The following is a 25,871-nucleotide window of genomic DNA, read 5'->3' on the forward strand; positions in this document are numbered from 1 at the left end:
AAGAATAAACAAACCACCCGTAGCCTAGATGTTCAAAAAAGAGCAGATGATTTAGTGAAACGGAATTTTAATGCTGATCATCCTGGCCCTTGCGAAGCAGTGCTAAGTTCGATGACTTCACGTATATTCAAACCAATTCAGGTTGGGGCTATATCGCCTTTATTATTGATGTGTTCTTACGAGCAATTGTTGGATGGAAAGTATCTATACGGATGAATACAGATATGGTGCTCGATGCACTTGAGCAAGCATTACACGATCAAGGCATGCCAAAGAATGTGATTCATCATTCCGATAGAGGTGTTCAATATCTTTCTACTCCTATACCAATCGTTTAGAAGCTGCAAATTTACGAGCATCAGTCGGTACAACTGGTGATTCATACGATAATGCTTTGGCTGAAACGGTGAATGGCTTATACAAAACAGAGGTGATTGAATATTTAAAAGCAGATTGGCAAGGTTTAGCAGATGTACAACTTGCGACATTCAACTGGGTAGATTGGTTCAATAAAAAGCGTGTACACAGTGCACTGGGTTATTTATCGCCTTTTGAGTTTGAAGCAATGTACTATGATAAGATTAACCCGTTAGGTCAGGTGGCCTAACTTAAATAAAAAAGTCTCCGACAAACCCGGTACGGTTCACCTGGGTAACACCGGAAGGTGGCGGTGGTCCGAATTACCCGAATATGTAAGGTAATTCGTATGAATAAGAAATCTTTTTCTTGTTCATATACCCAATTTTGAAGCAGTTATAACTAACACTTCACTTTAATTTTTTAGGTAATCCCAGTTCCCTAGGGAGCTGGGATTAAAAATAATCAAGAATAAAGAGAAAAAAAACAGATTTATGTCTTTTTCGTTGACTTGCTGCTTAGACCAACTTATTGACTGTGAAATAGTGTGCCTCAGTAGAAAACCAACACCTTATCTAGTCATTTTTATCCATATACGTTGTCTTTAATTAAAATTAATTGCCTGAATATACAAACACTTTAGTCGTATTTCTCTTTGGTTCTTCATATTCAAAATGCTATTGTACAAAAAGTTTCCAATTTCTCATTTTCTAATCACGATCTAGTTTCATGACTTATAAACTGAATGCCCGACATCTGGTGCTAGACCTGCTCTATGCCTCACATAACTCTACTGTTAGCATCAAACAGATGTTATGTGCAGCAGATTTATTAGGAATCTCTGACAACAGCTTGCGGGTTGCAGTCGCACGACTTAATCAGGATCAGATCATTCAGTCAGTAGAACGCGGCATTTATCAGTTAATTGAAAAAAAATTTGATACTTCTTTTATTAGCCTGAACAAACATCCCAATATGCAGACCGCTACGGCTTGGGATGGTAAGTACATTCTGGTTTATACCGGTGCTTTGGGGCGAGTAGATCGTACGGCCTTATCTAAACGGGAAAAAGCCCTGCGTTATTATGGATTTCAGGAACTAGAACAGAACGTGTTTATCCGCCCGGACAATTTGCAACTTGGTTTGAACGAGCTTAAATCAGCAGCCGTCAAGTTTGGTCTGGATCAAGGCGCACGATTTTTTCAGGTCAGCGAGATCGATCAGCACACCCATGTATCTGCACTTTGGGATATTCATGACCTGCATCAAACTTATTTGAATATCAGCCAGGAAATTGAACAATGGTTTGAAAACCATCAACAGTTATCCTTGGCTGAATCAGCTAAAACCGCTTTTTATCTGGCGAAATCTGCTGTATTTAGTCTGCGTGCAGATCCACTATTGCCTGAAGAGTGGCTAGATGCTCCAGCCCGACAAAAGTTTGAACTGGCTGTACGGCGTATGGAGGAGCAAGGCCAGCAGTTATGGCAGCAATATTTTCAGCAGCAAGGCGTATAATTTATTTCCCATACACTCACAAAAATAAATTGACTGTAATATTTTAATTCAAATATAGTGATAAGAAATACAAGAATTAGATCAAGGCAGAATAATGAACAGTAAAGTGAGCGTCACAGAGCTATTTAGCCGTGAAGAAATTAGAGAGCTGACTACCCCATCCGATTTACAGGGTGCTCTGGCAGTGGGTTCAACTTGGGCTGTGATTGTTTTGACCTTTGGCACAATTGCTTATAGCTGGGAATATTTACCAGTCTGGGGAAAAATATTGATGTGTGCCTTGGCATTAGCCATTCTGGCGGGTCGCCAACTCGCTATGGCCATTTTGATGCACGACGCCTCACACCATAGTTTGTTTAAAACCAAGTGGCTAAACACACACTTCACAGACTGGCTATGCGCCCGTCCGATCTGGAATGAGGTCGGTAAATATCGTCCTTATCATTTGAAACATCATGCCCGCACCTCTCAACCTGATGATCCAGATTTAGGTCTGGTCAAAAACTTTCCAATTACTAAACAATCATTATTCAGAAAATTCTTTAGAGATCTAAATGGTCAATCCGGCCTGAAATTTCTGACTGGTCGTGTCTTAATGGATTTAGAACTTCTGGAATGGAGTGTTTCCAATGATCCGAAACCAATTCCTCGTGGTAATCGCAGTAACTTAGAACTGGCAAAGAATCTGTTAAAAAATAGCTCAGGTATGCTGATTTCCAATGCTGTCCTATTTTCTGCACTTTGGGCCAGCGGTCATCCGAAACTTTATTTATTATGGCCCCTAGCTTATATCACCCCTTTCCCACTGTTTATCCGTATCCGGGCAATGGCTGAGCATGCCGGTCTGGAAACCAGCAATTCTGCACTGACTAATACCCGTACCACCCGTGCAGGTTGGCTAGCGCGTGCTTTCGTTGCACCGATTCATGTGAATTATCATATAGAACATCATTTAATGGCTTCTGTTCCGCATCAAAATCTGCCCAAAATGCATCAGATGCTGCGAGAGCGCGATTACGTGAAAGCACCACCCAGTTATAAAGATGTAATTGTGTCATTATTGAAAGACTAAAATTAAAAGATCGAAGTTTAAAAATACATTAAGTTTGATACCAAGATTCCTCAAAATTAATGTTGATGGCTTTCTTTATGCCTATGATGCTCATGCAAATGGGCTGATTGCCGATGCTGTTCTGGGGGACAATCTTCTGCTTCAATTTGCAATGTCATCTCGGTGATGTGATGTTCATGATGCAACATCTCAAACGCCTCCTGATGCAACTTTTTATAGTCAACGTCTGGCGCAACTAAATGCACCGTCAACATCACCTTCCTGGAAGTAATCGCCCAGACTTTTAGCTGATGAATATCTTCAACACCATCTAGAGCCAGTAGGTCATGGCGCAGTTTTTCAATATCGATTTCATCAGGAACCCCTTCTAGCAGAATATTGATACTCTGTTTCAACAAAATCCATGTCCGTGGAATGACCCAGAATCCGATCATGACCGCAATCACGGTATCGATCCACATCCAGCCGCTGAAATAGATGATGATTGCGCCAATAATGACACCCACCGAACCTAGTGCATCACTCAGTACTTCCAGATAAGCTCCTTTAATATTCAAGCTTTCCTGACTGCTAGAAACCAGAATTTTCATGGAGATCAGGTTAATCACTAGTCCGAGTATAGCGACAATTAACATGCCCAGACTTTCAATTTCAGGAGCATTGCTCAGGCGCTGGTAAGCTTCAAACAGGATATACATCGCTACCAGAAATAGCATAATCGCATTAAACAAAGCTGCCAGAATTTCAAATCGCTGGTAGCCAAAGGTACGTTTATCATCTGCGGGTTTTTGTCCGATCTTAATCGCAGCCAGTGCAATCGCCAATGCAGCGGCATCGGTAAACATATGCGCTGCATCAGAAAGCAAGGCCAGACTCTGAGTCATAAAACCAGCAATAACTTCTACAATTAAAAAGGCTGTCGTCAGAGCTAAGGCGATGGACAGTTTCTTAGCATTCTTCGCACTAACTTCTACATGACTATGATCATGATGATGTGATCCACCCACCGTATACTCCTTTTCATTTGAATCTGATTCTAAGTTTTAGCTACTTCTTATTACCTATACTTTCTATACTACGCCTGCGCTGCTGATATTTAAGCAATTTTTTGTATAACGTGTCTCTCTTTTAAAATATCCATGTCTATTCATTAAGCAAACTTAGTACTTAAATTATTAAATTTACCTCTCTACCCGATATAGAATCAAAACTCAGCATGAGTACGCAGTTTTTCATTTTCCAAAATCCAGGACTGCACTGAAGATCGCTGAAAATTACGCTGGATATAAGCCTGAATCTTTTCGGGAAGCTCAACATCGTGACTAAGCAGACGATGCAGCATAAAGGCTAGATCAAAGTCTGCAATTGACCATTGTTCGGTGAGCCACAAATTTTCAAGTAAAATTTCTGTGATTGCCAGTAAGCGCTGAATATCCTGCATGGTTTCAGCCGATGCGAGTAAAGGCCTTTTAGGTGGAACAAAGATCGAAGTTGAAGGCATATCCTGCCGGATAGAGGAAAAATCAGTTTTCATCAAAGCCTGAACGGCGCGGCATTTTGCTCTGGCTTTCATCTCTGCAGGATATAAAGCAAGATAATCTGGTGCCGGAAAAATATCTTCCAGATATTCGGTAATCGCCCAAGATTCAAATAAATGAAAATCATCAATAATCAGGCAAGGGACTTTGCCACTCGGACAAATTTTACGATAAGCCAAAGATTGCTGTTCCAGCAGATTCAGATCGATCATTTTTTCCTGAAAGTTGAGTCCTTTCTCTTTTAAAGCCACATAAACCGACATGGCATAAGGACTGATACGTTTTTTATCGACATATAAGCAGATATTGTGCATTTTTTATCCTGCCTCTTATGATTATCCACTGCTTTCTACTCTAACGCCTTTTTTATAGAAAAGGAAAATATCGCTGCATAATGATACAAAGCGGAGTTATAGTCTTACATAGGCTTGCCGATTCGGATGAATCACCTACCTAAGGCTAAATCACCGGATTAAAAAGACTTCTAATTTTTTGCAGAATAACGTTAAATAAATATTTTCCATTTAGACCTGACTGCTATGCTGAACCTTGACCACTTCCCTGATACCGTATATGCCATTCAACATCTGGCTTTTGAAGACCTAGGTGCCTGGGAAAATGTGTTTTATCAGCTGGGATTACGTGTTCGCTATTTTGAAGCCGGAATTGATGACCTACGAAAGGCGTATGAATATACAGGTCTGACAATTATTTTAGGGGGTCCAATTGGTGTCTATGAAACGGTGGACTACCCTTTCTTACAACAAGAAATAGACTTACTTAAAGTGCGTTTAAAAAATAATTTACCCACTTTAGGTATTTGTCTGGGTGCTCAACTCATTGCTCATGCACTTGGTGCTAAAGTCTATGCAGGTCATAGCAAAGAAATTGGCTGGTCTAAGCTTACTCTTCTAGTCGCTGAGAATAATCCACTACAAGCCTTGGAAAATATTGAAGTGCTACATTGGCACGGCGATACTTTTGATCTGCCTGAACAGGCTGAATTGCTGGCCAGCTCTGATCTTTATCCAAATCAGGCCTTTCGGGTAGGACAGAATATTCTAGCACTACAATTCCATGCTGAAGTATCCAGTGAAAGTTTAGAGAAATGGCTGATTGGACATACCTGTGAGTTACGCAAAGCCCAAATCAATATCCCCACCTTGCGGGCGGATCATCAAAGCTATGCACCCGCGCTTGAACAGGCAGCCAGTTCGGTATTGATGCATTATTTAGAAAACCTGCAACTTAAATAACCGTAATAAAAAAGCACCCTATTGGGTGCTTTTTTAATTTGTCATTCTTACTTTTTCGGAGCAGGTACAGAAGCCTCGGTAGTAATGTTCACTGTAATTTTATCGCCCACATTGGGAACATAGCCGCCTACCCCAAAGGCTGAACGGTTAAATGAAGTGGTTGCATTAAAACCAATCGTTTGTAATTTGGTCATTGGATGTACGCCTTGTTTATTTAAAACTGCATCCAGTACCACAGGTTTAGTGACATCCTTCACGGTTAAGTTACCGGTGATTTTGTATTTGTTTTTGCCTAAAGCCTGAACTTTAGTACTTTTAAAAGTGATATTCGGATATTTGGCAGCATCAAAAAATTCTGCTGTCTTAATATGGTCATCCAGCGCTTTCACATTCGTATTAATGCTTGCAACCGGGATATTCACATTGACCGAAGAATTCGCAGGTTTTTCATTATCAACATTAATCGTACCCTGGATATCACTGAAGTTTGCAGATGGTGTAGAGAAACCAAAGTGGCTCCAAGAGAAAACCGTTGCTGAATGAGTCGGGTCAATCGTATAAGCCACTGGTTTTGCCATAGAAAATGTTGCTACAGATGCGACCGCCAAGCCTAATGCTAATGTTTTTAAATTCATGTTTTTATCTCACGTTTTGGATGTTATTAAGTGTATAGAATCTGGAACCGTTTACAGCCTTAAAGATAAAACGTTTTGTTGCAGCAATGAAACGATAAAATTGTAAGTTATTTTTTTAATTTTTGAGCTTTAATCCATACGGTACTGAATAAATCCAGTTTTCTTGGCGACTTTGTTATACAACGCTTGCGTCTGATGATTTGATTCCTGAGTCAGCCAGTAAACCCGGTCGCAATTACGCTGCTGCGCTACCTGATAGACATGCTGAATCAACTTTCGCGCCACGCCCCGTCCGCGATAGTCCGGATAGGTAAATAGATCCTGCAAATAAGCATATGGTCTTACTGTCCAGCTACTGTTATGCTCGATGACATGCACAATCCCAACGACCTTTTCATCAATCAAGGCCGCAAAACCGTACATTGAATCTAATTCATAATTGGTTAATTTATCCCAGGTATTTTTACTTACCTCATCCGAAATTTGCGTTTGATAAAAGCGTTGATAGTCTTACCATAAAGATAGCCATTCTGACTGTGATATTTGCTCTAGAGATTTGATCTGGATCTGCGGCTGTATATTCATGTTTAACTGCTTCTTTGGCTTATTTCTTTAATTTAAGTCGTTTCGATAGTGGTCGCGGAATTTTTATAGCAACCTAAACTTAGCTTTATCTCATCTGGCGCTCATAAGCAACCTGTCAGATGGAAATCATCCGACATAAAAAAAGCCCCAATTAGGGACTTTTCACGCTTTATATTTAAAGTTTTTCAACCAGAATACGATCCACCTGTTTCAAACCAGAATGCTTTTCATGGTTCTTACGACGTACTTTAATGATTTTTTCTTCAGCCATTTCCTGAAGTAATAGCTCAACCGCAACCATTGCTTCAAGGGGGAGATCCTGCCCGATCCATTTCTGCTCGCCTGCATCCATTAAAGTAATTTCATCACTAATTTGTTCATACAAGCTCATGTTTATCTCACTCTTTCATTTCAATTATGGGAGAACACTTTTTAGCGGTTGCCACATGAAAACAAGGCTAGAAAGCGAAAAAACAAAAGACGCCCCAAAACTGGGGCGCCCTTAAAAAACGACTCAATCAGTTGATTAAGCAGTAATCTCTTTTACAGCTGCTACAACAGCTTCAGTTGTAATACCGAAGTGTTTGAACAGGTCTTTAGCAGGTGCAGATTCACCGTAAGTGGTCATACCGATCACACGACCGTCAAGACCTACAAATTTCCACCAATAATCTACATGTGCAGCTTCAACCGCTACACGTGCACGAATCGCTGCAGGAAGAACTGATTCACGGTAAGCAGCATCTTGCTTCATGAATTCTTCAGCACATGGCATAGATACGACACGTACACCTTCAAGCTGTGCATAAGCTTCCATTGCAAGAGAAACTTCAGAACCAGTCGCAATGATAATCGCTTTCAATTCGCCTTTTTCTTCAGCCAGAACATAACCACCTTTCGCTACATTCTCAATTTGTGCTTGAGTACGAGTCTGGAATGGCAGGTTTTGACGAGAGAAGATCAACGCTGTTGGACCTTCTGAACGCATCAAAGCAGATTTCCAGGAAATCGCTGCTTCAACGGTGTCACATGGACGCCATGTATTCAGGTTTGGTGTACCACGTAAAGATGCGATTTGTTCGATTGGCTGGTGTGTAGGACCATCTTCACCCAGACCGATTGAATCGTGAGTGTAGACATGAATCACACGTTGTTTCATCAGCGCAGACATACGTACTGCATTACGTGCATATTCCATAAACATCAGGAATGTTGCTACATAAGGAATGAAACCGCCATGCAATGCTACACCATTGGCAATCGCAGTCATACCAAATTCACGTACGCCGTAATGAACATAGTTACCTGCTGGATTGTCCTGTACGCCTTGTGCACCTTTCCAAAGTGTCAGGTTAGAACCTGCAAGGTCAGCAGAACCACCTAGTACTTCTGGTAATAAAGGTACAAGTGCTTGTAACGTGTTTTGGCTCGCTTTACGTGTTGCAATGGTTTCTTCTTTCACATTTACTTCAGCGATGTAAGCATCTGCTTTTGCAACGAAGTCAGCTGGAAGATCACCAGAAAGACGACGTTTTAATTCTGCTGCTTCTGTTGGATATTTTGCTGCATAAGCGGCAAAAGTTTCGTTCCATGCTGCTTCAGCTTGTGAACCTTTTTCTTTGGCATCCCAAGCTGCGTATACATCCTCAGGAATGACAAATGCTTCGTCTGACCAACCAAGCGCTTCACGAGTCAATACGATTTCGTCATTACCCAAAGGTGCACCGTGACAGTCTTCTTTACCCTGTTTGTTTGGTGAACCTAAACCGATCACTGTTTTACACATGATGATGGTTGGTTTGTTCGCTTCAGCTTTTGCTTCTACAGTGGCTTGACGGATTGCATCAGCATCATGACCGTCAACTTTGATCACTTGCCAGCCATAAGACTTGAAGCGTTGTTCTGTATCGTCAGAGAACCAGCCTTCAACTTCGCCGTCAATTGAAATGCCGTTGTCGTCATAGTAAGCAATCAGCTTGCCTAGACCTAAAGTACCTGCCAAAGAACATGCTTCGTGAGAAACACCTTCCATCAAGCAGCCATCGCCCAGAAAGCAGTAAGTGTAGTGATCAACAACTTTGATATCGTCTTTGTTGAATTGTGCAGCTAAAGTTTTCTCAGCCAGTGCGAAACCAACAGCATTTGCGATACCTTGGCCTAAAGGACCAGTGGTTGTTTCAATACCCGGTGCATAGCCCAATTCTGGGTGACCTGGAGTTTTAGAATGAAGTTGACGGAATGCTTTAAGATCTTCAATTGAAAGATCATAGCCCGTTAAATGAAGAAGTGCGTATTGAAGCATAGAGCCATGGCCATTCGACAATACGAAACGGTCACGGTTAGCCCAATTCGGATTTGTTGGGTTATGGTTTAAGAATTCACGCCAAACCACATCAGCGATATCTGCCATCCCCATTGGAGCACCTGGATGTCCTGAGTTTGCTTTTTGCACAGCATCCATTGCCAATACACGAATTGCGTTTGCAATACGACGTTCATTAAGCGGGGTTGTCATAAATCAGCGTCCAAATAAATTCAGAAGAAATAGGAAAAGATGAAAAGACTTTCAAAACTGCCGTCTATTGTCTTAAAAAAACAGCGAGGGGTAAAGACTAGCCTACAATATTTATCAATTTATTGATCTTGTATTTAACTATCGGATAAATATTCTGCACTTTTAAGGTGCATTGATTGACTAGAATCTAAGTTAGATTCTAATAAGATGATAAATCTGGGATTATTCTTAACTATTTTTTATAAATTAAACTTTTGTAATATGTTGAATTCCTTTTCAGGAGATTCATGTAAGGATCAAAACAGAATATCCAGATTTAAATAAATGATCGTTTCCAGACTATAAAAAAGCATATGTGAATATCTATTATCTGCCCCAGATCCTCAGACATAAAAAATAAAAGTTAAAATTAAATCAGGCTAATCGATACCATGAAAATTATTGTCCTCGGCAATCTTTAGGTAAATAACGCTGACTGATATCGCTCGACGAACAACTGCCGCTATAGACATCAAAAGCGATGGATTTCCCACGGATTGCCGTATCTACCCTATCCTGCCGTAGCTTAAATTCAATCCGACAAGCGGCATTGATCACGACTTTTTCAATATATTGGGTTCCGCTGCCAATTTGACGGCCTGCATCACAATGTCCATCAGAGGCAATAAATTGAGTTCGATAGCTACCTGCCTGCTCAAAAACCTCTGCTAGTTGGCTTCGCACTACATAACTGTGATAACTCATGCCTGCTACTGTCGCCAGAATGGCAATAATCGTGAGTACAATCATGACTTCAATCAAGGTAAACGCCTTTTGATACATGCTTTTCCATCTCCGTACAGTCTTTTAAACAAGTCCATACCAAAAGATTTCGCCACTTCCTGACAGGCGGTTTCTGAAGACTTGAAGCTACTATGCAGAGTCGTACTATTTGCAGCAAGGCTGTCTGTCGTGTAGTCAATACACCCACCTTAATTTATTAATAGAATGATCACTTTCCTTGATATTTGAGGCATTTAATCTTTATATTTTTCTTAGTACTTAGTTATGCAAATTTGTTTAGAAATATCACTGCTTAATAAGCCTCTCTTATCAATTCACAGATTATTTATTAAGTTTATTAAATGAATCCACCCTGCTATTTAATTAGGTATATCAGTTTTTTTAATTCCAATAATCAAATAAAAGCACAATAATTTGAAACAATTTCGTGCAATTTTGTCGAGTTGCGCTAGTCCTAGAGCACAAGTCGATGTAACATATCGGGTCTTTAAATTTAACTGTGATAGGACTATGCGCGAGTACGCTGTATTTACTTCGGAATCTGTAAGCGAAGGCCATCCAGATAAAATGGCTGATCAAATCAGTGATGCTATCTTGGATGCAATCTTAAAAGAAGACCCATACGCACGGGTTGCTTGTGAAACGCTTGTAAAAACAGGTGCGGTTGTACTTGCCGGTGAAATCACAACAACTGCGAACATCGATTTTGAAGCGGTTGTCCGCCATACCGTTAACAGTATTGGTTATCATCATTCTGACCTTGGCTTTGATGGTTCGACTTGTGCGATCATCAACATGATCGGTAAACAGTCTCCTGAAATTGCTCAGGGTGTAGACCGTCAGAAACCGGAAGATCAAGGTGCCGGCGACCAAGGCTTGATGTTTGGTTATGCCAGCCGTGAAACTGATGTACTCATGCCTGCGCCAATTTCTTATGCGCACCGCTTAATGGAAAAACAGGCTGAATTACGCCGTAACGGTACATTGCCTTGGTTACGTCCAGACGCAAAAAGCCAGGTGACTTTCGCTTATGAAAATGGCGTACCTGTTCGTCTAGATGCTGTTGTGCTTTCGACTCAACACGATCCTGAAATTTCACAAGCTCATTTAAAAGAAGCTGTGATTGAAGAAATCGTGAAAAAAATCATTCCTGCCGACATGTTCCATGCAGACACCAAATTCCACATCAATCCGACCGGAATGTTTGTGATCGGTGGTCCTGTAGGTGACTGTGGTCTGACTGGCCGTAAAATCATTGTAGATACTTACGGCGGTATGGCCCGTCACGGTGGTGGTGCATTCTCTGGTAAAGATCCATCAAAAGTTGACCGTTCTGCTGCTTATGCAGGCCGTTATGTTGCGAAAAACATTGTCGCTGCGGGTCTTGCTGATAAATGTGAAATTCAGGTGTCTTATGCAATTGGTGTTGCGGAGCCAACTTCAATTTCAATCAATACCTTCAATACAGGCAAAGTGTCTGATGAATTGATCGTTCAATTGGTTCGTGAGCACTTTGACCTGCGTCCATATGGTATTACCCGTATGTTGAACCTGATCCAGCCAATGTATAAACAGACTGCGGCTTATGGTCACTTTGGTCGTGAAGGTTCAGATACTGCATTTACTTGGGAAAAAACTGACAAAGTCGAAGCACTTAAAGCATCTGCTGGTCTATAATTTTTCAAGTTTTAAAAGCTCGCTTTATGCGGGCTTTTTTTATGGCTTCTACTTTTAGCCTGACAAAAATTGAGCTGGAAATAGTTGTGTTTTGTTACATCTAAAACTCATATTAACACGGATAAACTTATTCTTTATAAGCAGTGAGAAGCAATCCATATAAGGGTTGTAAGAAAATACATTCAAATAATCAGACGATTTATATTTGGCAAAAATTGTATAAGCCTTTATAAAAATTACATTTAGCGAACAAATTCTGATCTAATTATTAGCATAAATTCAAATAAATACTCGCTAGACTGTTTTCGACCTTACAACTACAAAGGATATGACACGATGAATAAATTACTTGTTGCTTTGGGTTTAGCTGCAACCGTTGCTTTAGTGGGTTGTAATAAGAAAGAAAATCCTGAAACAGGTGCGACAACTGGCGAACATTTAGAAAATGCTGCTACTCAAGCAGGCCATGATATGGAAGATGCCACTCATGAGGCTTCTCAGGAAACTGACCAAGCCATGGATAATGCGGCTGCAAATGCTTCCCGTGCCGCTGATGAAGCCGCCGCTGCGACTTCTCGAGCAGCAGATGCAACTGCTGAAGCCGCTAAAAACGCGACTGCTGCAACTGCCGGTGCTATTGAAGAAGGTGCAGGCAAAGTACGCGAGAAAGCTGAAAATTAATTTTTAAAGCTTTAGATCTTTAAAAGCCTGCTTTGCAGGCTTTTAAACTTTTTATACATTTCACTATTAGGCAGGTGATTGTTCTAATTAAGCTGATATCTTTTGAAATAATCACGACCTTATATCATTTAAAGTCATAATTATTATCAGTTATCAGGATGTTTAATTGGCTCTTAGAAATTCTAGATCAGCCTATTTTAGTGAGAAATTGCGTAATATACGCGACTTTATTTTTTAAAGCTTGATCTCCCATGTTTGTTATTGCTGCGTCTTCCCAGCGATCGAATCTCTCGGTCTGGGTGGCTTTTATTTTACTTGTATTAGGAACTGTCGGTGCCTATCACATCGTGGGCCTGAACCAGGCTCTATTATTTCTGGTGGGTGGTGCACTGGGTATGACCTTGTATCATGCCTCGTTTGGTTTCACCTCCAGCTGGCGCGTCTTTATTAAAGAACGTCGTGGTCGTGGCTTACGTGCCCAAATGATCATGCTGGGTCTTGCTGTCTTGCTATTTTTTCCTGCTTTAGGCGCAGGTGAACTGTTTGGTAATCCAGTTCAAGGCTTTGTCAGTCCAGTTTCGCTTTCTGTGGTAATCGGGGCATTTATTTTCGGGATTGGCATGCAGCTCGGTGGCGGTTGTGCATCAGGCACACTTTATACCGTTGGTGGTGGTAGTGCCCGTATGCTGGTAACCCTGTTCTTCTTCTGTGCTGGCTCACTGATTGCGACTTCGCATATTGACTGGTGGTTTAACCTACCCCATTTCGCACCCATCTCCATTGTAGAAAGTTTTGGTGTCATTCCTGCACTTGTTTTGAGCTTTGTCATTTTTGCTGTTATTGCTACTGCAACTATCTTTTTTGAAAAGAAACGTCATGGCAATTTAGAAGTTGAACCTCAAAGCCAGCATCAGGGCTGGAAACGCTTTTTGCGTGGTCCATGGCCATTAATCTGGGGTGGAATCATTTTAACCCTGCTTAACTTTGCTACTTTGGCGCTGGCTGGTCGTCCATGGGGGGTTACTTCTGCCCTTGCTGTCTGGGCCGCGAAATCTGCAAGTTTTGTTGGAATTGATGTAGCCTCTTGGGCGTATTGGCAGCAACCAGCCAATGCCAAAGCCTTATCTGAATCGCTCTGGTTCGATATTACGTCTATGATGAACTTTGGCATCATGCTTGGTGCATTATTGGCTGCCAGTCTGGCAGGTAAATTTGCTCCAAACTTCAATATTCCAAAACGTTCATTGGTTGCTGCAGTTATTGGCGGTTTGATGCTTGGCTACGGCGCTCGTCTGGCTTATGGCTGTAATATCGGTGCCTATTTTAGTGGTATTGCTTCAGGCAGCGTACATGGCTGGTTATGGCTGGTCTTCGCATTCCTTGGAAATGGGCTTGGGGTAAAACTTCGTCCAATTTTCTTCCCCGGTGAGAAACCTCAACCAGAAAAACTGACTGGCTGCTAAATAAAAAAGCCCATCTTTGCGAGGGGCTTTTTTATAGCTTAATACTTACAATGCAGCTTTTAAGTTACAGCCATAATTCATGGTCTGTTGCACTTGGCGATAAGTCGTATAACGATCCAGAATAAAAGTATAGAACTGATCGCTAGATGCAAAATTGGATTTCAAGTCTTCATTCTCGGCTTTAGGCAATTGAATTTCGTCGACCAGATTCAGATTATAATGCCCCAAGCGATACATCTCAGCAAAATAACCATTCATCATGTCACAATAGGCCACTTTACTGGATTTTAGCGCAGTCCGGCTGACAGGATGCTGATTCAAGGTTTGCAGGTTATTCACATCCAAAGGCAGCTGATGAGAAAAGGCAATACTTTCTACTTTTTTAAATTGCTGAAAGTCTTGTGCCAACTTACTGTTTAGATCATCAAAACGTTGCTGTAATTCCTGTGCACTTTTAACCTGATATTTACCTGGATCTACTGCTACTTTCTGTTGCTCTGCTGAACATGCGGCCAATCCAGTTACCATAGCTAATGATGCCAGCCATACCTTCATATCTATACACTCGATCTAAATATTAGCTGTCATTATGCCTTAAACCTGGGCGAAAATTTTATTTAAAGTACTTTCTCATTCATATAACGCCAATAACGTTTAGGTACATATTGGATATGCAGTTTCATATTTTGTCGTGCCTGAATATTCACGCTTTTAAAATAATCTTTCCAAAGCTGATCATAGAGTACTTCTTCATCATCCAGTTCAATACTAAAAGACTGACTATGTCCAATCCGGATTTGTGGATCAACCATTTCTGCATTCATCTCTATCTGGTGCACATCATTTAAATCGTAATAGATGCCGTACTGGCGCTGCTCATCATAAATTAGCCAACGCTGGTCTTGGTAACGTTCCTTAAAATGTCGGGAAATAATCGGCAGTACATTAAAATCCGGTTTGACCAGACTGAGAAACAATCCATCTTTGGCCTTTTTGAAGCGGACAAAAGCTTCCATACGATGCTTTTCACGCCCGACCTGTTTCATCCATTGTGACATTCCGATGACTGCATGATGGCCATAATCTTTATCAACCGGCCGCTGATTTTGGAATACATAGACCGCAAAATCGAACAGGTTCTGAAATGCCTGTTCTTTTTCAGAAAGAAAAGCATAATAAAAGGCTTTTAAACTACTGGATGATATTTTCTGTTTTAAGCCTTGCCAGACCCGCTGCCCATGACTTTCATTCGAGGCCACATGAATAAAATCATCGAATAGGCCATTTTGGGCCTGCGGATTGGCCGTCACTTTGACATCAAACTCTTTAAATTCAAAAGCCCGAAATACACAGCTTAATAAACCGGTCATGGTGCCATCAAAACAGTACTGTGCCATCAGAAACCAAATCCCAGTTGAGGTGACAGTTGCTGCTGATATTTGGATTGACCCGCTTGTAAAATCTGCTGGCGAATCTGCTGGGATTGCTGCTCCTTTTTAAATTTCGGTGTATCTGCACAGCGAATAAAATGCTGTGCCCGGTTATACGCCACTCCCATCCTTTTCAGTTGGTCGATATGAATCTGACCAAAACGGCGTGCCTGTACAATCTTTTTGGCAGAACGTACTCCAATGCCAGGCACGCGTAAAATCATCTTGTAGTCGGCTCGATTAATATCAACCGGGAAGACCTCAGGATGCCGTAAAGCCCAGCTCAGCTTTGGATCAATATCCAGGTCCAGATTTGGATGCTGGTCATCCACAATTTCATCCGCTGAAAATCCATAAAAACGCATCAGCCAGTCAGACTGATATAGACGATTTTCTCTTAATAAGGGTGGCGCTGAGCCAATTGCGGGTAAGGCTTTTTCTTCAGAGTTAATCGGAATATAGCCAGAAAAATACACGCGTTTCAGCTTAAATTCCTTATAGTGCTGATCAGCCATCAAAATAATATCTTTGTCCGTTTCACTATGCGCACCGACCACCATTTGCGTGGTCTGCCCTGCGGGAACAAATTTGGGAACGGATTTGATGATCTTACGTTCATCTTTCAACTGGATTAAGCGATCCCGCACAATTCCCAGATCTTTTTGCACTTCTGTATGGGTTTTCTCTGGGGCAAACTTTTGCAAGCCTGCTTCGGTTGGCATTTCCAGATTGATACTCATCCGGTCAACGTATAAACCTGCTTCAGTAATGATCTCCTGCGATGCTCCCGGAATGGTTTTGAGATGAATATAACCATTAAAATTTTCTTCCAGACGCAGCTTTTTCACCACCTGCAACATCCGCTCCATGGTGTAATCTGCTGATTTAAAGATTCCCGAACTGAGAAACAGCCCTTCAATATAATTACGGCGATAAAAATTCATGGTCAGATCGACCACTTCCTGCACGGTAAATGCAGCACGTTTTACGTCATTGGAACGACGAGAGACACAATATGCACAGTCAAAAATGCAGACATTGGAAAATAGTATTTTCAGTAATGAGACACAGCGACCATCTTCAGTATAACTATGACAGATCCCATTTCCGGTATTGCCCAAGCCTTTATCTTTATTTTTACGGTTACTGCCACTCGATGAACAGGACACATCATATTTGGCGGCATCAGCTAAAATTTGTAGTTTTTCTCGGATACGTTCAGACATGATTTCAGCAAGTTGTTGGCTAAAAACCTATTATAAATTTTCCCCGCTATACACTATAGCTTTCCTGTCTTTGTAGCGACATCTCATGTCGTAAGAAATGTAATTGAACCGTTATCCATACAGCATTATTTCAAAATAAAATAACCAATATGATTTGCTTAATTTTGCGGCTATAGGCAAAGTAGATAGAGTAACAGGGAGCAAATCTATGTCTTTATTAGAAAAACTCGGAATAAAACATCCTATTTTCTTGGCCCCTATGGCAGGCGTTTCGACACCTGAACTGGCAGCGGAAGTTTCAAATCAGGGTGGTCTGGGTTCGCTGGGCTTGGGAGCCAGCAGCGTAGAATCTGCGCGCCAGCAGATTTTAAAAACTCAGGAACTTACAGATTGCCCATTTCAGGTTAACTTTTTCTGTCATGACAGCCAGCCTCTTGATGAAAACGTAGCTCAAGCCTGGATTGACCAGTTTAAAGATAAATTTGCTGAATACGGAATTAATCCACCCACTCAATTGAACTGTATTTACCCAAGTTTTAAAGACAATGATGACTTCCTGAATCTGGTTCTGGAAACCAGACCATGTGCGGTCAGCTTTCATTTTGGTATTCCTCTTCCGCATCAGATTCAGGCTCTAAAAGATGCCGGTATTCTGACGATGGTATCTGCAACCAATTTTGCTGAGGCCAAAGCCATTCAAGCAGTAGGGATTGATATCATCATTGCTCAAGGCATTGAGGCTGGAGGTCACCGGGGTATCTTTAGTACCAAATTTGATGCCTCAGTCAAAACCTCCAATCTGGTCAAGTTAATAAAACAGCATTTTTCACTGCCGGTGGTTGCTGCAGGCGGAATCATGAATGGTGAACAAGCTCGTCAGATGATAGACTTTGGCGCTGAAGCAGTACAATTGGGTACAGCATTTGTTCAATGCAAATCTTCCAATGCCAATGACGCCTATCGTAAAGCGCTACTGTCCAAGCCGCTGACTCAAGTTAGTGCCAGCATTTCCGGCCGCCCAGCGCGTGGCATCATTAATCACTGGCACATAGACATCGACACTCCTGATCGTCTGGATGTACCTGCCTATCCATATACTTATGATCTGGCCAAGCAGTTACATGCAGCAGCGTCCAAACATGGTGATCAGGGTTATGGCGCGTTTTGGGCAGGTTCAAATGTGGCACAAATTCGTGAGATGGAAGCCTCTGATTTAATTAATCAGTTAGTGCTGGAAATGAAACAGAAGTAAAGAAAATCTTTATTTTAAAAATAAAAAAACCTCTCCACGAAGAGGTTTTTTTATATCGTTCTTTTAACGAGTCATACGATACCAAGCATCTTTGATCGCAAATTTTGCTTCTTCCCAATTCAAACGGGATTCCCCTTTTACCTGCTCCCATTTGGTTCGTAGTTCAGGTTCGGCATGTTCAAAGTCAGTCTGACGGTCATATAGCGGACGGTTTTCATAACCCACCCGATAAGCACCACGATAGTCACGATCATAGTCTAGATCGCTGTAGGTGGTACGTGATTCAGTATAATACGGACGGTTGGTATGTTCGTTTCTCCAGTAATCATCTTCCTGCTTAATCGTGTCCGGATGCTGATAATTATCTGCCTCTGGATGATTTTCTGGATGCTCGTAGTTATCCGTCTGTTTCGAATGATCAGATGAAACAATATCATTTCCTGCAATGCCGCCTACAACACCGCCAATGATACCGCCTACTACTGCACCTGGAGGACCACCTACCAGACCGGCAGTCGCTCCAACTGCTGCCCCGCCTAAAGTACCTGCACTGGTAGCAAGTACATTATCCTCGCCTTCATTCATATCTGGCACACGAGGATTATCTTTTTGAGGTGAATTCAAATCTGGTCGAGCACTGGCATCTGTTGCATCTTGATTTAATGCGTGACTACGTTCCTCTGGTAATTCAGTCGAGGTTTTATTGCCAAAGTCTGTAACTGGACGATTGGTATTTGTCATTATAGATCTCCCTTGATCATGAGAATGAACAAGATTGAATAAACATCTTGCCATGCTAGAAATTCAGCTTAGAGCAATTTCACGTAACCAATGTCCATATCCTGTCCAGTTTCAGTGAACTTAATATGCGGCTATGTTCACTACAGGCTTTAATGTAACGGAAGCATATAAAATTTTAGCTACAAGATAAAAAAGGTACTGTATTTACTACAATACCTTTTAGAAGAACTAGGAAATCTCTCTTTTATTTGGTTTCTAACAGATTCACCTGATCTACTTGTACATCGCTCATGATATGGCCATGTTCCAGTAATCCATTAAAATAGTTTTCCACCACTTTATATTGATCGGCGGTGTTTTCTACCTGATACATATTTTGACGGAATTCATTACTCGAACGTAGACCTTTGGTATACCAGGCAATATGCTTACGCGAAATACGGCAACCTGAATATTCACCATAAAACTCATAAAGCTCGGATAAATGCCCTAGTAGCACATCTTTCACTTCAGCAATACTTGGCGCAGCCAGATGCTCTCCAGTTTCTAAATAGTGTGCAATTTCACGAAAAATCCAGGGACGGCCTTGTGCAGCACGGCCGATCATAATGGCATCTGCACCTGTATAGTCCAGTACATATTTGGCTTTCTCAGGGCTATCAATATCTCCGTTCGCAATCACGGGAATATTCAGTATTCTTTTCACTTCCTTGATTAAGGAGTAACGTGCCGTATTGAGGTACATATCTTCACGAGTACGACCATGTAATGCCAGCGCTGCAATCCCCGCGTCTTCAGCACGTTTTGCAACTCGCAGAATATTTTCATGACCGTTGAGATAGCCCAAACGGGTTTTTAAAGTCACAGGAACATCAACTGCAGCAACAACTGCACCTAAAATACGTGCAACCAGATCTTCATCCTTTAACAAGGCAGAACCGGCCAGCTTATTACAGACTTTCTTTGCTGGACATCCCATATTGATATCAACAATTTGTGCCCCATTTGCGACCTGATAGCGTGCTGCCTCAGCTAAGTCATGCGGATCAGAACCAGCTATCTGCGCTGAGATTGGTGCCAGCTCACCATCAAAATTCGCCCGATATAAGCTCTTTTTGCTCATGCGCAAGGTCTTGTCAGAAGTCATCATTTCACTGACCGCATGACCCGCACCGAAGTACTTGCATAAGGTTCTAAATGGACGATCGGTGACACCTGCCATAGGAGCGACAATCAAATTATTTGACAGTTGATAGGGACCAATATACATATAAATTCATCACTTTTCTGATGGGCATAGTATACTGCATCTGCCTTGTTCACTCATCTTTTCAATTTATTTACGACACCATGAACAAATATTTTGCTCAAGTTTTTTCTCTTAAGTCCGTATCCATACTTGCTTTATCTATTAGCCTTGTAGGGTGTGGCAATGGTTCATGGTGGTCAAATGATGAACCAACTCTTGAAGTTGAACATATTCGCAAAGCCATTCCAGGTCGTGTCAGCCAGCGCGAATCCTGGGCACAAGATATTTATGACATTACTGACCAGCTCGGTATTCCACAAACCAAAGAGAATATCTGTTCAATCGTGGCAGTTGTCGATCAGGAATCTAACTTTAATGCAGACCCGGTAGTTTCTGGTCTTGGTGAAAAAGCCGTTAAAGAAGTTCAGGAACGTCTGGAAGAAAAATTTAAAGATAAACTTGGTGAAAGTATCGGTGGAACAGTTGCAGGATATTTCCAGGACGTACTTAAAAATCATCCAAGTCCAGAAGACAATTATCTAAGCCAGATGCGCCGGGTTAAAACTGAACGTCAGTTAGATGAACTTTATCGTGAAATCTTTGATTACATGGCCAAACATTATCATGTAAGTGCACTGACAGGTGCTGCCAAACTGTTTGGACAAAATATTGGCGAAAAAATGAATCCGATTACAACTTTGGGTTCCATGCAGGTTCATATCAGCTATGCCAAGGAATATAAACGTCAAGGGGGCAGTATTGCTGATTTGCGTAGTGACCTGTATAGCCAGTATGGCGGACTCTATTACGGGATTCATCGATTGATGATGTACCCTGCGGATTATGAAAAACCGATTTATCGTTTTGCTGATTATAACTCTGGGATGTATTCCAGCCGTAATGCAGCATTCCAGAGCATGTTAAATAGCTTAACCGAAGCTGAGTTGAGTCTGGATGGCGATTTACTACTATATACTAAAGACGGCGCGATTCGCTCACAAAAGAGTCAATCTGAACGAGAGCTCATCAGCGTTTTTGCAAAAAATAATTTTATTATTACTGAACGTCAGATTCGAGCGGATTTAAAAAAAGAAAAAGTTAAAGATTTTGAAGATACTATGACTTATCGTGGCATCAGTAAACTTTATCAAGAAAAAACCGGTAAAGAGCCAATTTATGCAATGATGCCAGAAGTCGTGATCTCAGGCCCAAAATTGAGTCGTGAGTATAATACTAACTGGTTTGCCAGCCGTGTCGATGGTCGTTATCAAACATGCATGCGCCGCATCAAAAACATAAAACTCTAGCCTTATTTGATTTTGATGGAACCCTGTATCCTTATGACAGTTTTACAGGGTTCATTTTCTATGCCTTAAAGAAAAGGCAAATTCTGAAACGTGGACTTCGTATTCTGCCTTGGATTCAGGCTTATTATCTTAAGCTCTATCCTGCTCATGCAATGCGACCGAAGCTGTATTACACTATGTTCAGAAATAGTCATGCGCAGGAAATTCAGCAGCTTGCCGAAGAATATGCACAGCGGCTTGTTTTAAAATTGAATCCCAAGCTATTAAAGCAACTCAAACAACACCAGCAACTCGGGCATCAAGTCGTTCTCGTTTCAGCCTCGTTAGATTTATATTTAAAACCGGTTTGTACTTATTTAGGAATTGACCTGATTTGTAGTGAAGTAGAAATTCTGACAGGCAAAATGACAGGTTTATACAACACACCTGATTGTAGTAAGGATCAGAAGAAAAGTAGAATCCTGGAAAAATATAATTTAGAAGATTATGCTGAAATTTATGCTTATGGAAATAGCGAAGAAGATGAGGCAATGTTAAGCCTTGCACATTATGCTTATCTGGAAGGTCGAGATAAAGTACTTCCACTACTTGAAATGAATTTATCTGAGTCTGAGCTTAAAATAATTAATTAAACTGAGAATAATAAAAAACCGCTATGAACAGCGGTTTTTTATTGAAATCTATATTACTTCTTAAACGGAAACGCATATTTCACGATACGTTTAATCACGCTGCCATACTGTTTTACCAGACTGGCATTATTATAGTTTAAGCCGTATTTTTTACATACTGCTTCTACTTTTGGCGCCATTTGACGATAACGGCGTGCAGGCACATCTGGATATAAGTGATGTTCAATCTGATGGCTTAAATGTCCAGTCAAAATATGAAACGCTTCAGAACCGGTTAAGTTTGAAGAACCACGAATCTGACGCATATACCAGTGACCACGGCTTTCATTTTCTATGACGGCTTTCGGAAACACTTCTACATCTTTAGTAAAGTGACCACAGAAAATGATACTAAAAGTCCAGATATTACGAAGACCATTTGCCACAAGGTTACCTGTCAATACCGGTAATGCTGCAGGACCTGCAATCAACGGAAAGAATACATAATCTTTGAATAATTGCTTACCAATTTTACGCTGCATTGGCTCCCATTCTTCAAGAGTTTGTTCTTTGGTTTTACGGCCTTTGAAGTATTTACCCAATTCAAGGTTTTGAATGGCTACGCCCCACTGGAATAACAAGCAAAATGGAATACTGTAAATTGGCTGTAATAAATAGCCTGGTTTCCAGCGTTGCTCAGGGAATAAACGCAACAAGCCATAACCAATATCATCATCCATACCTTTAATATTGGTATAGGTATGATGCTTGAAGTTATGGGTTTGACGCCAGTTGTCTGAAGTTCCGACAATATCCCACTCGTAAGTCTGGCCATTGAGCTTCGGATCATTCATCCAGTCATATTGACCGTGCATGACATTATGACCCAGTTCCATATTTTCCATGATTTTGGCAAAGCCTAATAAGCCTGTACCCAACAACCATGCTGGCGGAAACCAGCCTGCGAATAATAAGGCACGACCAGCAATCGATGAATAACGGATGCTCGAATATACGCGACGGATATATTTGGCATCTTTTTCACCTAAATCATCCAGTACTTCCTGTTTGATGGCATCAAGCTCACGTGCAAGTTCATCTAGCTCAGATTGGGTCAGTTCACGGTTTTTAGGATTTTTAAAATACTGTAATTTTACTGGCATATTCATAGGATAAAACTCGCTTATAAGTCGATGACAAGGTCAGTCTGCGCTGAGTTAACACAAATTTTTAAAAGATTACCCGGCTCGGTATTTTGTGCGCCATTGACCAGATTCTTGGTTGAACCTTCTGCTTTATTACAGGCACATTTATTACAGATGCCCATACGACAGCCATGGGGCGGTCGGATATTCTGCTGTTCCAGACTCACCAGAATCGACTGGCCTTTAGGAATCGTGACAATTTTTTTCGATTGAGTCAGGGTTACATTGACAAAACCAGTATCAGCTTCATCATTCAGACTCATGCTGAAAGCTTCACTTTTGAACAGTTTTGCTGAAACAAACAGTCGTTCTGCAGTCGCAACAAAACCTGATGGTCCACATGCATAGACTGCGCTGTGTTCCAATGCCTGCAATTGATCTAGATAAGATTCATCAAGACGCGGCGCAGCCGGTTGTTCCTGAGTTGCAAATACCTGATAAGAAAAGTTTGAAAACTTTTGTGCCAGCTCTTCAAAACGCGCAATGAAAGCAGCATCCTGATTTTTCTTGACCCAATACCATAAAGTTACTGGTGCAACCAATTCAACTTTATCTTTTAAAGCTTCCAGTATACTCAGCATTGGTGTAATACCACTACCCGCAGCAAGCAAAAGCAATGGGCTGTCCTGTTCTGGCAAAGTCATGTCACCAAAAGGTTGACCGAATTCAATGATATCGCCGACTTCAGCCTGTTCAGCAAACCAGGTGGTAACCTTACCTGCATTCACTTTTTTAACCGTCAATAAAACATGCTGCTGATCAATACGGGTCAGACTATAGCTACGTTCATAACGAATGCCGTTCACCACCACAAATACAGGATGATGCTGGCCCGCCTGACCGAACTGGAATAAATGATTGACACGAATCGTCAGGCTCAGCATATCCTGCGCAGCATTTTCTTTGCACACGATCTTGCCTAAGGGCTGATTCATCGACCATAGAGGATTTAATTTCTGCATCCAGAAATTAATCGCATATGGATCAATCACACTCTCTTTCAGCGTATTTAATGGCGTTTTAAGTTTTTCGAGTACAGGCATCGTTTTAGACATCACCTTGGATTTTTAATTATTATACACTTGTATATATACTTGTATATACATTTGTATTGTTTCTAATCATTTCACAAGCTGGACTGCCTTCGTTATAATGTGTTAATGCCTTTTACTAATCACCTCATGAATGAGCCTTCAATGAAAATAAGCAGTGACGCGTCTTTACCATCGAAAAGCATTGATGAGCCCATTATTGTCCGTAGTGTGGGCCGTAAAGCGACCATTACCAAGGAAGAACTGTTTCAGGCTGCTTTAAACCTGATTGGACCACAAAAAAGTATTTCATCTTTAAGCTTGCGTGAAGTTGCCCGTGAGGCTGGAATTGCTCCGAACAGTTTTTATCGTCATTTTAAAGATATCGATGAACTGGCGATTGAATTGATTGATCGTGCCGGGATTGTGCTGCGTCAGATTCTCAATGAGTCCCGCCTAAAAGCATCGAAACAGAATAGTATTATCCGTAGTTCTGTCGAAGTCTTTATTGCCCAGCTGGATGCTGATGAAGGCAATTTAAGCTTGTTATTACGTGAAGGCTATACCGGTTCAAAATCTTATAAACAGGCAGTCGAACGCCAACTGAACTATTTCCAGCAGGAGCTTCAGGAAGACCTGATCCGTCTGGAACGACTTAATAATAAAAAATTATTTCATCCCGAGATTGCTGCCAGAGCGATTACCCAACTGGTATTTAATATGGGAGCCAATGTGATCGATATGGCACCTGAAGACCGTAAGGAAATTGCGGAACAAACCATGATCATGATTCGCATGATTATGGAAGGTGCCCGTCATCTGGATCAGTCTCAGATCCGTTAAACCAGCTGAAAAAAAGACTCTTAGTGAGTCTTTTTTATTATAAAGGTTAAAGCTCATTCAATTTAGCTTTAACATGGTTTGCTGTCACTTCTGGATGTTCTAGTGGAAACATATGTCCGCCCTGCACCACTGAATAATCTACCCGATAAACCTTATACATGCCTTGTGGTAAACCTTGCTGATAAAACTGGCTGCGCTCTGCTGTGATTAAATGTATCGGAACCTGTGGTGGTTTTCTTGGTGTACGCCACCACCAGGCCGGTACAGTCCGGAAAATTTCTGCCTCAATCTGTTTCGGAATAGCTAAAGTTACCCCTCCACGCTCTTGATCAGGCACAATCCCGCTTTCAATATAATCCTGAAAACATTGCTCATCAAAATGCTTAAACAGACGATTCGATCTCAGCGCTGCAACGGCGTCCTGTTTAGATGGCCAGTAATCCTTACGTTTTAGGGTAATACCTGCCGGAGTGAAGCGGTCAATACTTTTTAAGTTGAACTTTTTCACGACTTCAAACAATGCACTATTTTTCCCAATTACGAAAGGTGGATCCATGATCACCAGTTTGGAAAATAAATCCGGACGTTGATAGGCTGCCATTAACGTCACTAAACCACCAAATGAATGTCCCAGCCCAATCACCTTTTGATCCGGAGATTGCTGCTGGATATCCTGTATCACTTCATTTACTAGATAACGCCAGTCTTTGGTAATTGGATAGGCTGGATTCATCCCGATCAGCGGAATCGCCTTGACCTGATATTCATCCTGAAAATAATTTAAAAACTTCCGATAGCTTGCCGATGGAATGCCATTGGCATGAGTAAAATGCAAAACCTGTTTCATTATTTTCTTTGATCATTTCTTTATAAAGCCTGATAGAAGCTTAATATTA

The 25,871-nt window shown here is 41.3% G+C and carries 24 protein-coding genes and 2 pseudogenes; 11 read left to right on the plus strand and 15 right to left on the minus strand.

Features of this window, described 5'->3' with window-relative positions:
* From RJ01_RS15705 to RJ01_RS02510, 3 genes and pseudogenes are all read left to right on the plus strand, one after another.
* Positions 1 to 607 (plus strand): annotated as a pseudogene (locus RJ01_RS15705) (IS3 family transposase); the annotation flags it as partial.
* 479 nt (positions 608 to 1,086) lie between these two features.
* Positions 1,087 to 1,875 carry a PaaX family transcriptional regulator C-terminal domain-containing protein gene (locus RJ01_RS02505; RefSeq protein ID WP_034169953.1) on the plus strand — a complete coding sequence of 263 codons (789 nt, stop codon included), beginning with the start codon at positions 1,087 to 1,089 and terminating at the stop codon, positions 1,873 to 1,875.
* Between the two features lie 94 nt (positions 1,876 to 1,969).
* On the plus strand, positions 1,970 to 2,947 hold the full coding sequence (locus RJ01_RS02510) for a fatty acid desaturase family protein (RefSeq protein ID WP_034169954.1): 978 nt from the start codon (positions 1,970 to 1,972) through the stop codon (positions 2,945 to 2,947).
* A gap of 56 nt (positions 2,948 to 3,003) precedes the next feature.
* Here RJ01_RS02510 and RJ01_RS02515 read toward each other — a convergent pair whose 3' ends face one another.
* Positions 3,004 to 3,954 (minus strand): cation diffusion facilitator family transporter, encoded by a 951-nt coding sequence (locus RJ01_RS02515; RefSeq protein ID WP_034169955.1) that lies wholly within the window; start codon positions 3,952 to 3,954, stop codon positions 3,004 to 3,006.
* A gap of 197 nt (positions 3,955 to 4,151) precedes the next feature.
* Entirely contained in the window at positions 4,152 to 4,799 is a 648-nt protein-coding gene (gene yfcF, locus RJ01_RS02520; protein ID WP_034169956.1) for a glutathione transferase, read from the minus strand.
* A gap of 225 nt (positions 4,800 to 5,024) precedes the next feature.
* On the opposite strand from yfcF, the gene RJ01_RS02525 reads away from it, so the two are divergent.
* Entirely contained in the window at positions 5,025 to 5,741 is a 717-nt protein-coding gene (locus RJ01_RS02525; protein WP_034169957.1) for a glutamine amidotransferase, read from the plus strand.
* A gap of 47 nt (positions 5,742 to 5,788) precedes the next feature.
* Here RJ01_RS02525 and RJ01_RS02530 read toward each other — a convergent pair whose 3' ends face one another.
* The 5 genes and pseudogenes from RJ01_RS02530 to RJ01_RS02550 all read right to left on the minus strand — a co-directional run bounded on the left by RJ01_RS02530 (position 5,789) and on the right by RJ01_RS02550 (position 10,298).
* Positions 5,789 to 6,376 carry a YceI family protein gene (locus tag RJ01_RS02530; RefSeq protein WP_005235180.1) on the minus strand — a complete coding sequence of 196 codons (588 nt, stop codon included), beginning with the start codon at positions 6,374 to 6,376 and terminating at the stop codon, positions 5,789 to 5,791.
* Positions 6,377 to 6,505: 129 nt separating this feature from the next.
* Positions 6,506 to 6,961: pseudogene (locus RJ01_RS02535) on the minus strand (GNAT family N-acetyltransferase).
* Positions 6,962 to 7,136: 175 nt separating this feature from the next.
* Entirely contained in the window at positions 7,137 to 7,352 is a 216-nt protein-coding gene (locus tag RJ01_RS02540) for a hypothetical protein (protein WP_004786275.1), read from the minus strand.
* A gap of 135 nt (positions 7,353 to 7,487) precedes the next feature.
* Positions 7,488 to 9,476 carry a transketolase gene (tkt, locus tag RJ01_RS02545; RefSeq protein ID WP_034169958.1) on the minus strand — a complete coding sequence of 663 codons (1,989 nt, stop codon included), beginning with the start codon at positions 9,474 to 9,476 and terminating at the stop codon, positions 7,488 to 7,490.
* Positions 9,477 to 9,914: 438 nt separating this feature from the next.
* Positions 9,915 to 10,298, minus strand: coding sequence for a prepilin-type N-terminal cleavage/methylation domain-containing protein (locus RJ01_RS02550; RefSeq protein ID WP_034169959.1), 384 nt, complete (start codon positions 10,296 to 10,298; stop codon positions 9,915 to 9,917).
* A gap of 471 nt (positions 10,299 to 10,769) precedes the next feature.
* Here RJ01_RS02550 and metK point away from each other — a divergent pair, with 471 nt between their 5' ends.
* The 3 genes from metK to RJ01_RS02565 all read left to right on the plus strand — a co-directional run bounded on the left by metK (position 10,770) and on the right by RJ01_RS02565 (position 14,080).
* Complete coding sequence (metK, locus tag RJ01_RS02555; RefSeq protein ID WP_004786281.1) at positions 10,770 to 11,936, plus strand: methionine adenosyltransferase; 1,167 nt, start codon at positions 10,770 to 10,772, stop codon at positions 11,934 to 11,936.
* Between the two features lie 336 nt (positions 11,937 to 12,272).
* On the plus strand, positions 12,273 to 12,617 hold the full coding sequence (locus RJ01_RS02560) for a hypothetical protein (protein ID WP_004786283.1): 345 nt from the start codon (positions 12,273 to 12,275) through the stop codon (positions 12,615 to 12,617).
* Positions 12,618 to 12,868: 251 nt separating this feature from the next.
* Entirely contained in the window at positions 12,869 to 14,080 is a 1,212-nt protein-coding gene (locus tag RJ01_RS02565; RefSeq protein ID WP_034169960.1) for a YeeE/YedE family protein, read from the plus strand.
* Between the two features lie 45 nt (positions 14,081 to 14,125).
* On the opposite strand, the gene RJ01_RS02570 is transcribed toward RJ01_RS02565, so the two are convergent.
* From RJ01_RS02570 to RJ01_RS02580, 3 genes are all read right to left on the minus strand, one after another.
* Positions 14,126 to 14,635, minus strand: a complete 510-nt coding sequence (locus RJ01_RS02570; protein ID WP_034169961.1) for a hypothetical protein — start codon at positions 14,633 to 14,635, stop codon at positions 14,126 to 14,128.
* A gap of 62 nt (positions 14,636 to 14,697) precedes the next feature.
* On the minus strand, positions 14,698 to 15,477 hold the full coding sequence (locus RJ01_RS02575; protein ID WP_034169962.1) for a TIGR03915 family putative DNA repair protein: 780 nt from the start codon (positions 15,475 to 15,477) through the stop codon (positions 14,698 to 14,700).
* Positions 15,477 to 16,736, minus strand: a complete 1,260-nt coding sequence (locus RJ01_RS02580; protein WP_034169963.1) for a putative DNA modification/repair radical SAM protein — start codon at positions 16,734 to 16,736, stop codon at positions 15,477 to 15,479. Before RJ01_RS02580 ends, RJ01_RS02575 begins: the two co-directional genes overlap by 1 nt.
* Before the next feature lie 208 nt (positions 16,737 to 16,944).
* Here RJ01_RS02580 and RJ01_RS02585 point away from each other — a divergent pair, with 208 nt between their 5' ends.
* Positions 16,945 to 17,988, plus strand: a complete 1,044-nt coding sequence (locus RJ01_RS02585; RefSeq protein ID WP_034169964.1) for a nitronate monooxygenase family protein — start codon at positions 16,945 to 16,947, stop codon at positions 17,986 to 17,988.
* Positions 17,989 to 18,051: 63 nt separating this feature from the next.
* Here the strand turns inward: RJ01_RS02585 and RJ01_RS02590 are convergent, their stop codons facing one another.
* Positions 18,052 to 18,729 carry a hypothetical protein gene (locus tag RJ01_RS02590; RefSeq protein ID WP_034169965.1) on the minus strand — a complete coding sequence of 226 codons (678 nt, stop codon included), beginning with the start codon at positions 18,727 to 18,729 and terminating at the stop codon, positions 18,052 to 18,054.
* 244 nt (positions 18,730 to 18,973) lie between these two features.
* Complete coding sequence (gene dusB, locus RJ01_RS02595) at positions 18,974 to 19,999, minus strand: tRNA dihydrouridine synthase DusB (protein ID WP_034169966.1); 1,026 nt, start codon at positions 19,997 to 19,999, stop codon at positions 18,974 to 18,976.
* A gap of 80 nt (positions 20,000 to 20,079) precedes the next feature.
* On the opposite strand from dusB, the gene RJ01_RS02600 reads away from it, so the two are divergent.
* Both RJ01_RS02600 and RJ01_RS02605 read left to right on the plus strand, forming a co-directional pair.
* On the plus strand, positions 20,080 to 21,285 hold the full coding sequence (locus RJ01_RS02600) for a DUF1615 domain-containing protein (RefSeq protein ID WP_034169967.1): 1,206 nt from the start codon (positions 20,080 to 20,082) through the stop codon (positions 21,283 to 21,285).
* Positions 21,252 to 21,917, plus strand: coding sequence for an HAD family hydrolase (locus RJ01_RS02605; protein ID WP_034169968.1), 666 nt, complete (start codon positions 21,252 to 21,254; stop codon positions 21,915 to 21,917). Before RJ01_RS02600 ends, RJ01_RS02605 begins: the two co-directional genes overlap by 34 nt.
* Positions 21,918 to 21,970: 53 nt before the next feature.
* Here RJ01_RS02605 and RJ01_RS02610 read toward each other — a convergent pair whose 3' ends face one another.
* Complete coding sequence (locus RJ01_RS02610; RefSeq protein WP_034169969.1) at positions 21,971 to 23,065, minus strand: acyl-CoA desaturase; 1,095 nt, start codon at positions 23,063 to 23,065, stop codon at positions 21,971 to 21,973.
* Between the two features lie 14 nt (positions 23,066 to 23,079).
* Positions 23,080 to 24,144, minus strand: a complete 1,065-nt coding sequence (locus RJ01_RS02615) for a ferredoxin reductase (protein ID WP_034169970.1) — start codon at positions 24,142 to 24,144, stop codon at positions 23,080 to 23,082.
* 153 nt (positions 24,145 to 24,297) lie between these two features.
* On the opposite strand from RJ01_RS02615, the gene fabR reads away from it, so the two are divergent.
* Positions 24,298 to 24,975 carry an HTH-type transcriptional repressor FabR gene (fabR, locus tag RJ01_RS02620; RefSeq protein ID WP_034169971.1) on the plus strand — a complete coding sequence of 226 codons (678 nt, stop codon included), beginning with the start codon at positions 24,298 to 24,300 and terminating at the stop codon, positions 24,973 to 24,975.
* 46 nt (positions 24,976 to 25,021) lie between these two features.
* On the opposite strand, the gene RJ01_RS02625 is transcribed toward fabR, so the two are convergent.
* On the minus strand, positions 25,022 to 25,822 hold the full coding sequence (locus RJ01_RS02625) for an alpha/beta fold hydrolase (RefSeq protein WP_034169972.1): 801 nt from the start codon (positions 25,820 to 25,822) through the stop codon (positions 25,022 to 25,024).
* Between the last annotated feature and the right edge of the window lie 49 nt (positions 25,823 to 25,871).

Origin of the sequence: Acinetobacter sp. YZS-X1-1 (genome assembly GCF_000804305.1) — a bacterium.
GTDB classification, from domain to species: Bacteria; Pseudomonadota; Gammaproteobacteria; order Pseudomonadales; family Moraxellaceae; genus Acinetobacter; species Acinetobacter variabilis.

Excerpts from the sequence above, each read along its gene's own strand:
- RJ01_RS02560 (WP_004786283.1), top strand. The coding sequence starts at position 12,273 with ATGAATAAATTACTTGTTGCTTTGGGTTTAGCTGCAACCGTTGCTTTA.
- tkt (WP_034169958.1), bottom strand. The coding sequence starts at position 9,476 with ATGACAACCCCGCTTAATGAACGTCGTATTGCAAACGCAATTCGTGTA.
- RJ01_RS02540 (WP_004786275.1), bottom strand. The coding sequence starts at position 7,352 with ATGAGCTTGTATGAACAAATTAGTGATGAAATTACTTTAATGGATGCA.
- RJ01_RS02590 (WP_034169965.1), bottom strand. The coding sequence starts at position 18,729 with ATGACAAATACCAATCGTCCAGTTACAGACTTTGGCAATAAAACCTCG.
- RJ01_RS02575 (WP_034169962.1), bottom strand. The coding sequence starts at position 15,477 with ATGGCACAGTACTGTTTTGATGGCACCATGACCGGTTTATTAAGCTGT.
- RJ01_RS02530 (WP_005235180.1), bottom strand. The coding sequence starts at position 6,376 with ATGAATTTAAAAACATTAGCATTAGGCTTGGCGGTCGCATCTGTAGCA.
- RJ01_RS02570 (WP_034169961.1), bottom strand. The coding sequence starts at position 14,635 with ATGAAGGTATGGCTGGCATCATTAGCTATGGTAACTGGATTGGCCGCA.
- RJ01_RS02505 (WP_034169953.1), top strand. The coding sequence starts at position 1,087 with ATGACTTATAAACTGAATGCCCGACATCTGGTGCTAGACCTGCTCTAT.
- RJ01_RS02605 (WP_034169968.1), top strand. The coding sequence starts at position 21,252 with ATGCATGCGCCGCATCAAAAACATAAAACTCTAGCCTTATTTGATTTT.
- RJ01_RS02580 (WP_034169963.1), bottom strand. The coding sequence starts at position 16,736 with ATGTCTGAACGTATCCGAGAAAAACTACAAATTTTAGCTGATGCCGCC.
- yfcF (WP_034169956.1), bottom strand. The coding sequence starts at position 4,799 with ATGCACAATATCTGCTTATATGTCGATAAAAAACGTATCAGTCCTTAT.
- RJ01_RS02615 (WP_034169970.1), bottom strand. The coding sequence starts at position 24,144 with ATGCCTGTACTCGAAAAACTTAAAACGCCATTAAATACGCTGAAAGAG.
- RJ01_RS02585 (WP_034169964.1), top strand. The coding sequence starts at position 16,945 with ATGTCTTTATTAGAAAAACTCGGAATAAAACATCCTATTTTCTTGGCC.
- RJ01_RS02565 (WP_034169960.1), top strand. The coding sequence starts at position 12,869 with ATGTTTGTTATTGCTGCGTCTTCCCAGCGATCGAATCTCTCGGTCTGG.
- RJ01_RS02525 (WP_034169957.1), top strand. The coding sequence starts at position 5,025 with ATGCTGAACCTTGACCACTTCCCTGATACCGTATATGCCATTCAACAT.
- fabR (WP_034169971.1), top strand. The coding sequence starts at position 24,298 with ATGAAAATAAGCAGTGACGCGTCTTTACCATCGAAAAGCATTGATGAG.
- RJ01_RS02600 (WP_034169967.1), top strand. The coding sequence starts at position 20,080 with ATGAACAAATATTTTGCTCAAGTTTTTTCTCTTAAGTCCGTATCCATA.
- RJ01_RS02625 (WP_034169972.1), bottom strand. The coding sequence starts at position 25,822 with ATGAAACAGGTTTTGCATTTTACTCATGCCAATGGCATTCCATCGGCA.
- metK (WP_004786281.1), top strand. The coding sequence starts at position 10,770 with ATGCGCGAGTACGCTGTATTTACTTCGGAATCTGTAAGCGAAGGCCAT.
- RJ01_RS02510 (WP_034169954.1), top strand. The coding sequence starts at position 1,970 with ATGAACAGTAAAGTGAGCGTCACAGAGCTATTTAGCCGTGAAGAAATT.
- RJ01_RS02610 (WP_034169969.1), bottom strand. The coding sequence starts at position 23,065 with ATGAATATGCCAGTAAAATTACAGTATTTTAAAAATCCTAAAAACCGT.
- RJ01_RS02550 (WP_034169959.1), bottom strand. The coding sequence starts at position 10,298 with ATGTATCAAAAGGCGTTTACCTTGATTGAAGTCATGATTGTACTCACG.
- dusB (WP_034169966.1), bottom strand. The coding sequence starts at position 19,999 with ATGTATATTGGTCCCTATCAACTGTCAAATAATTTGATTGTCGCTCCT.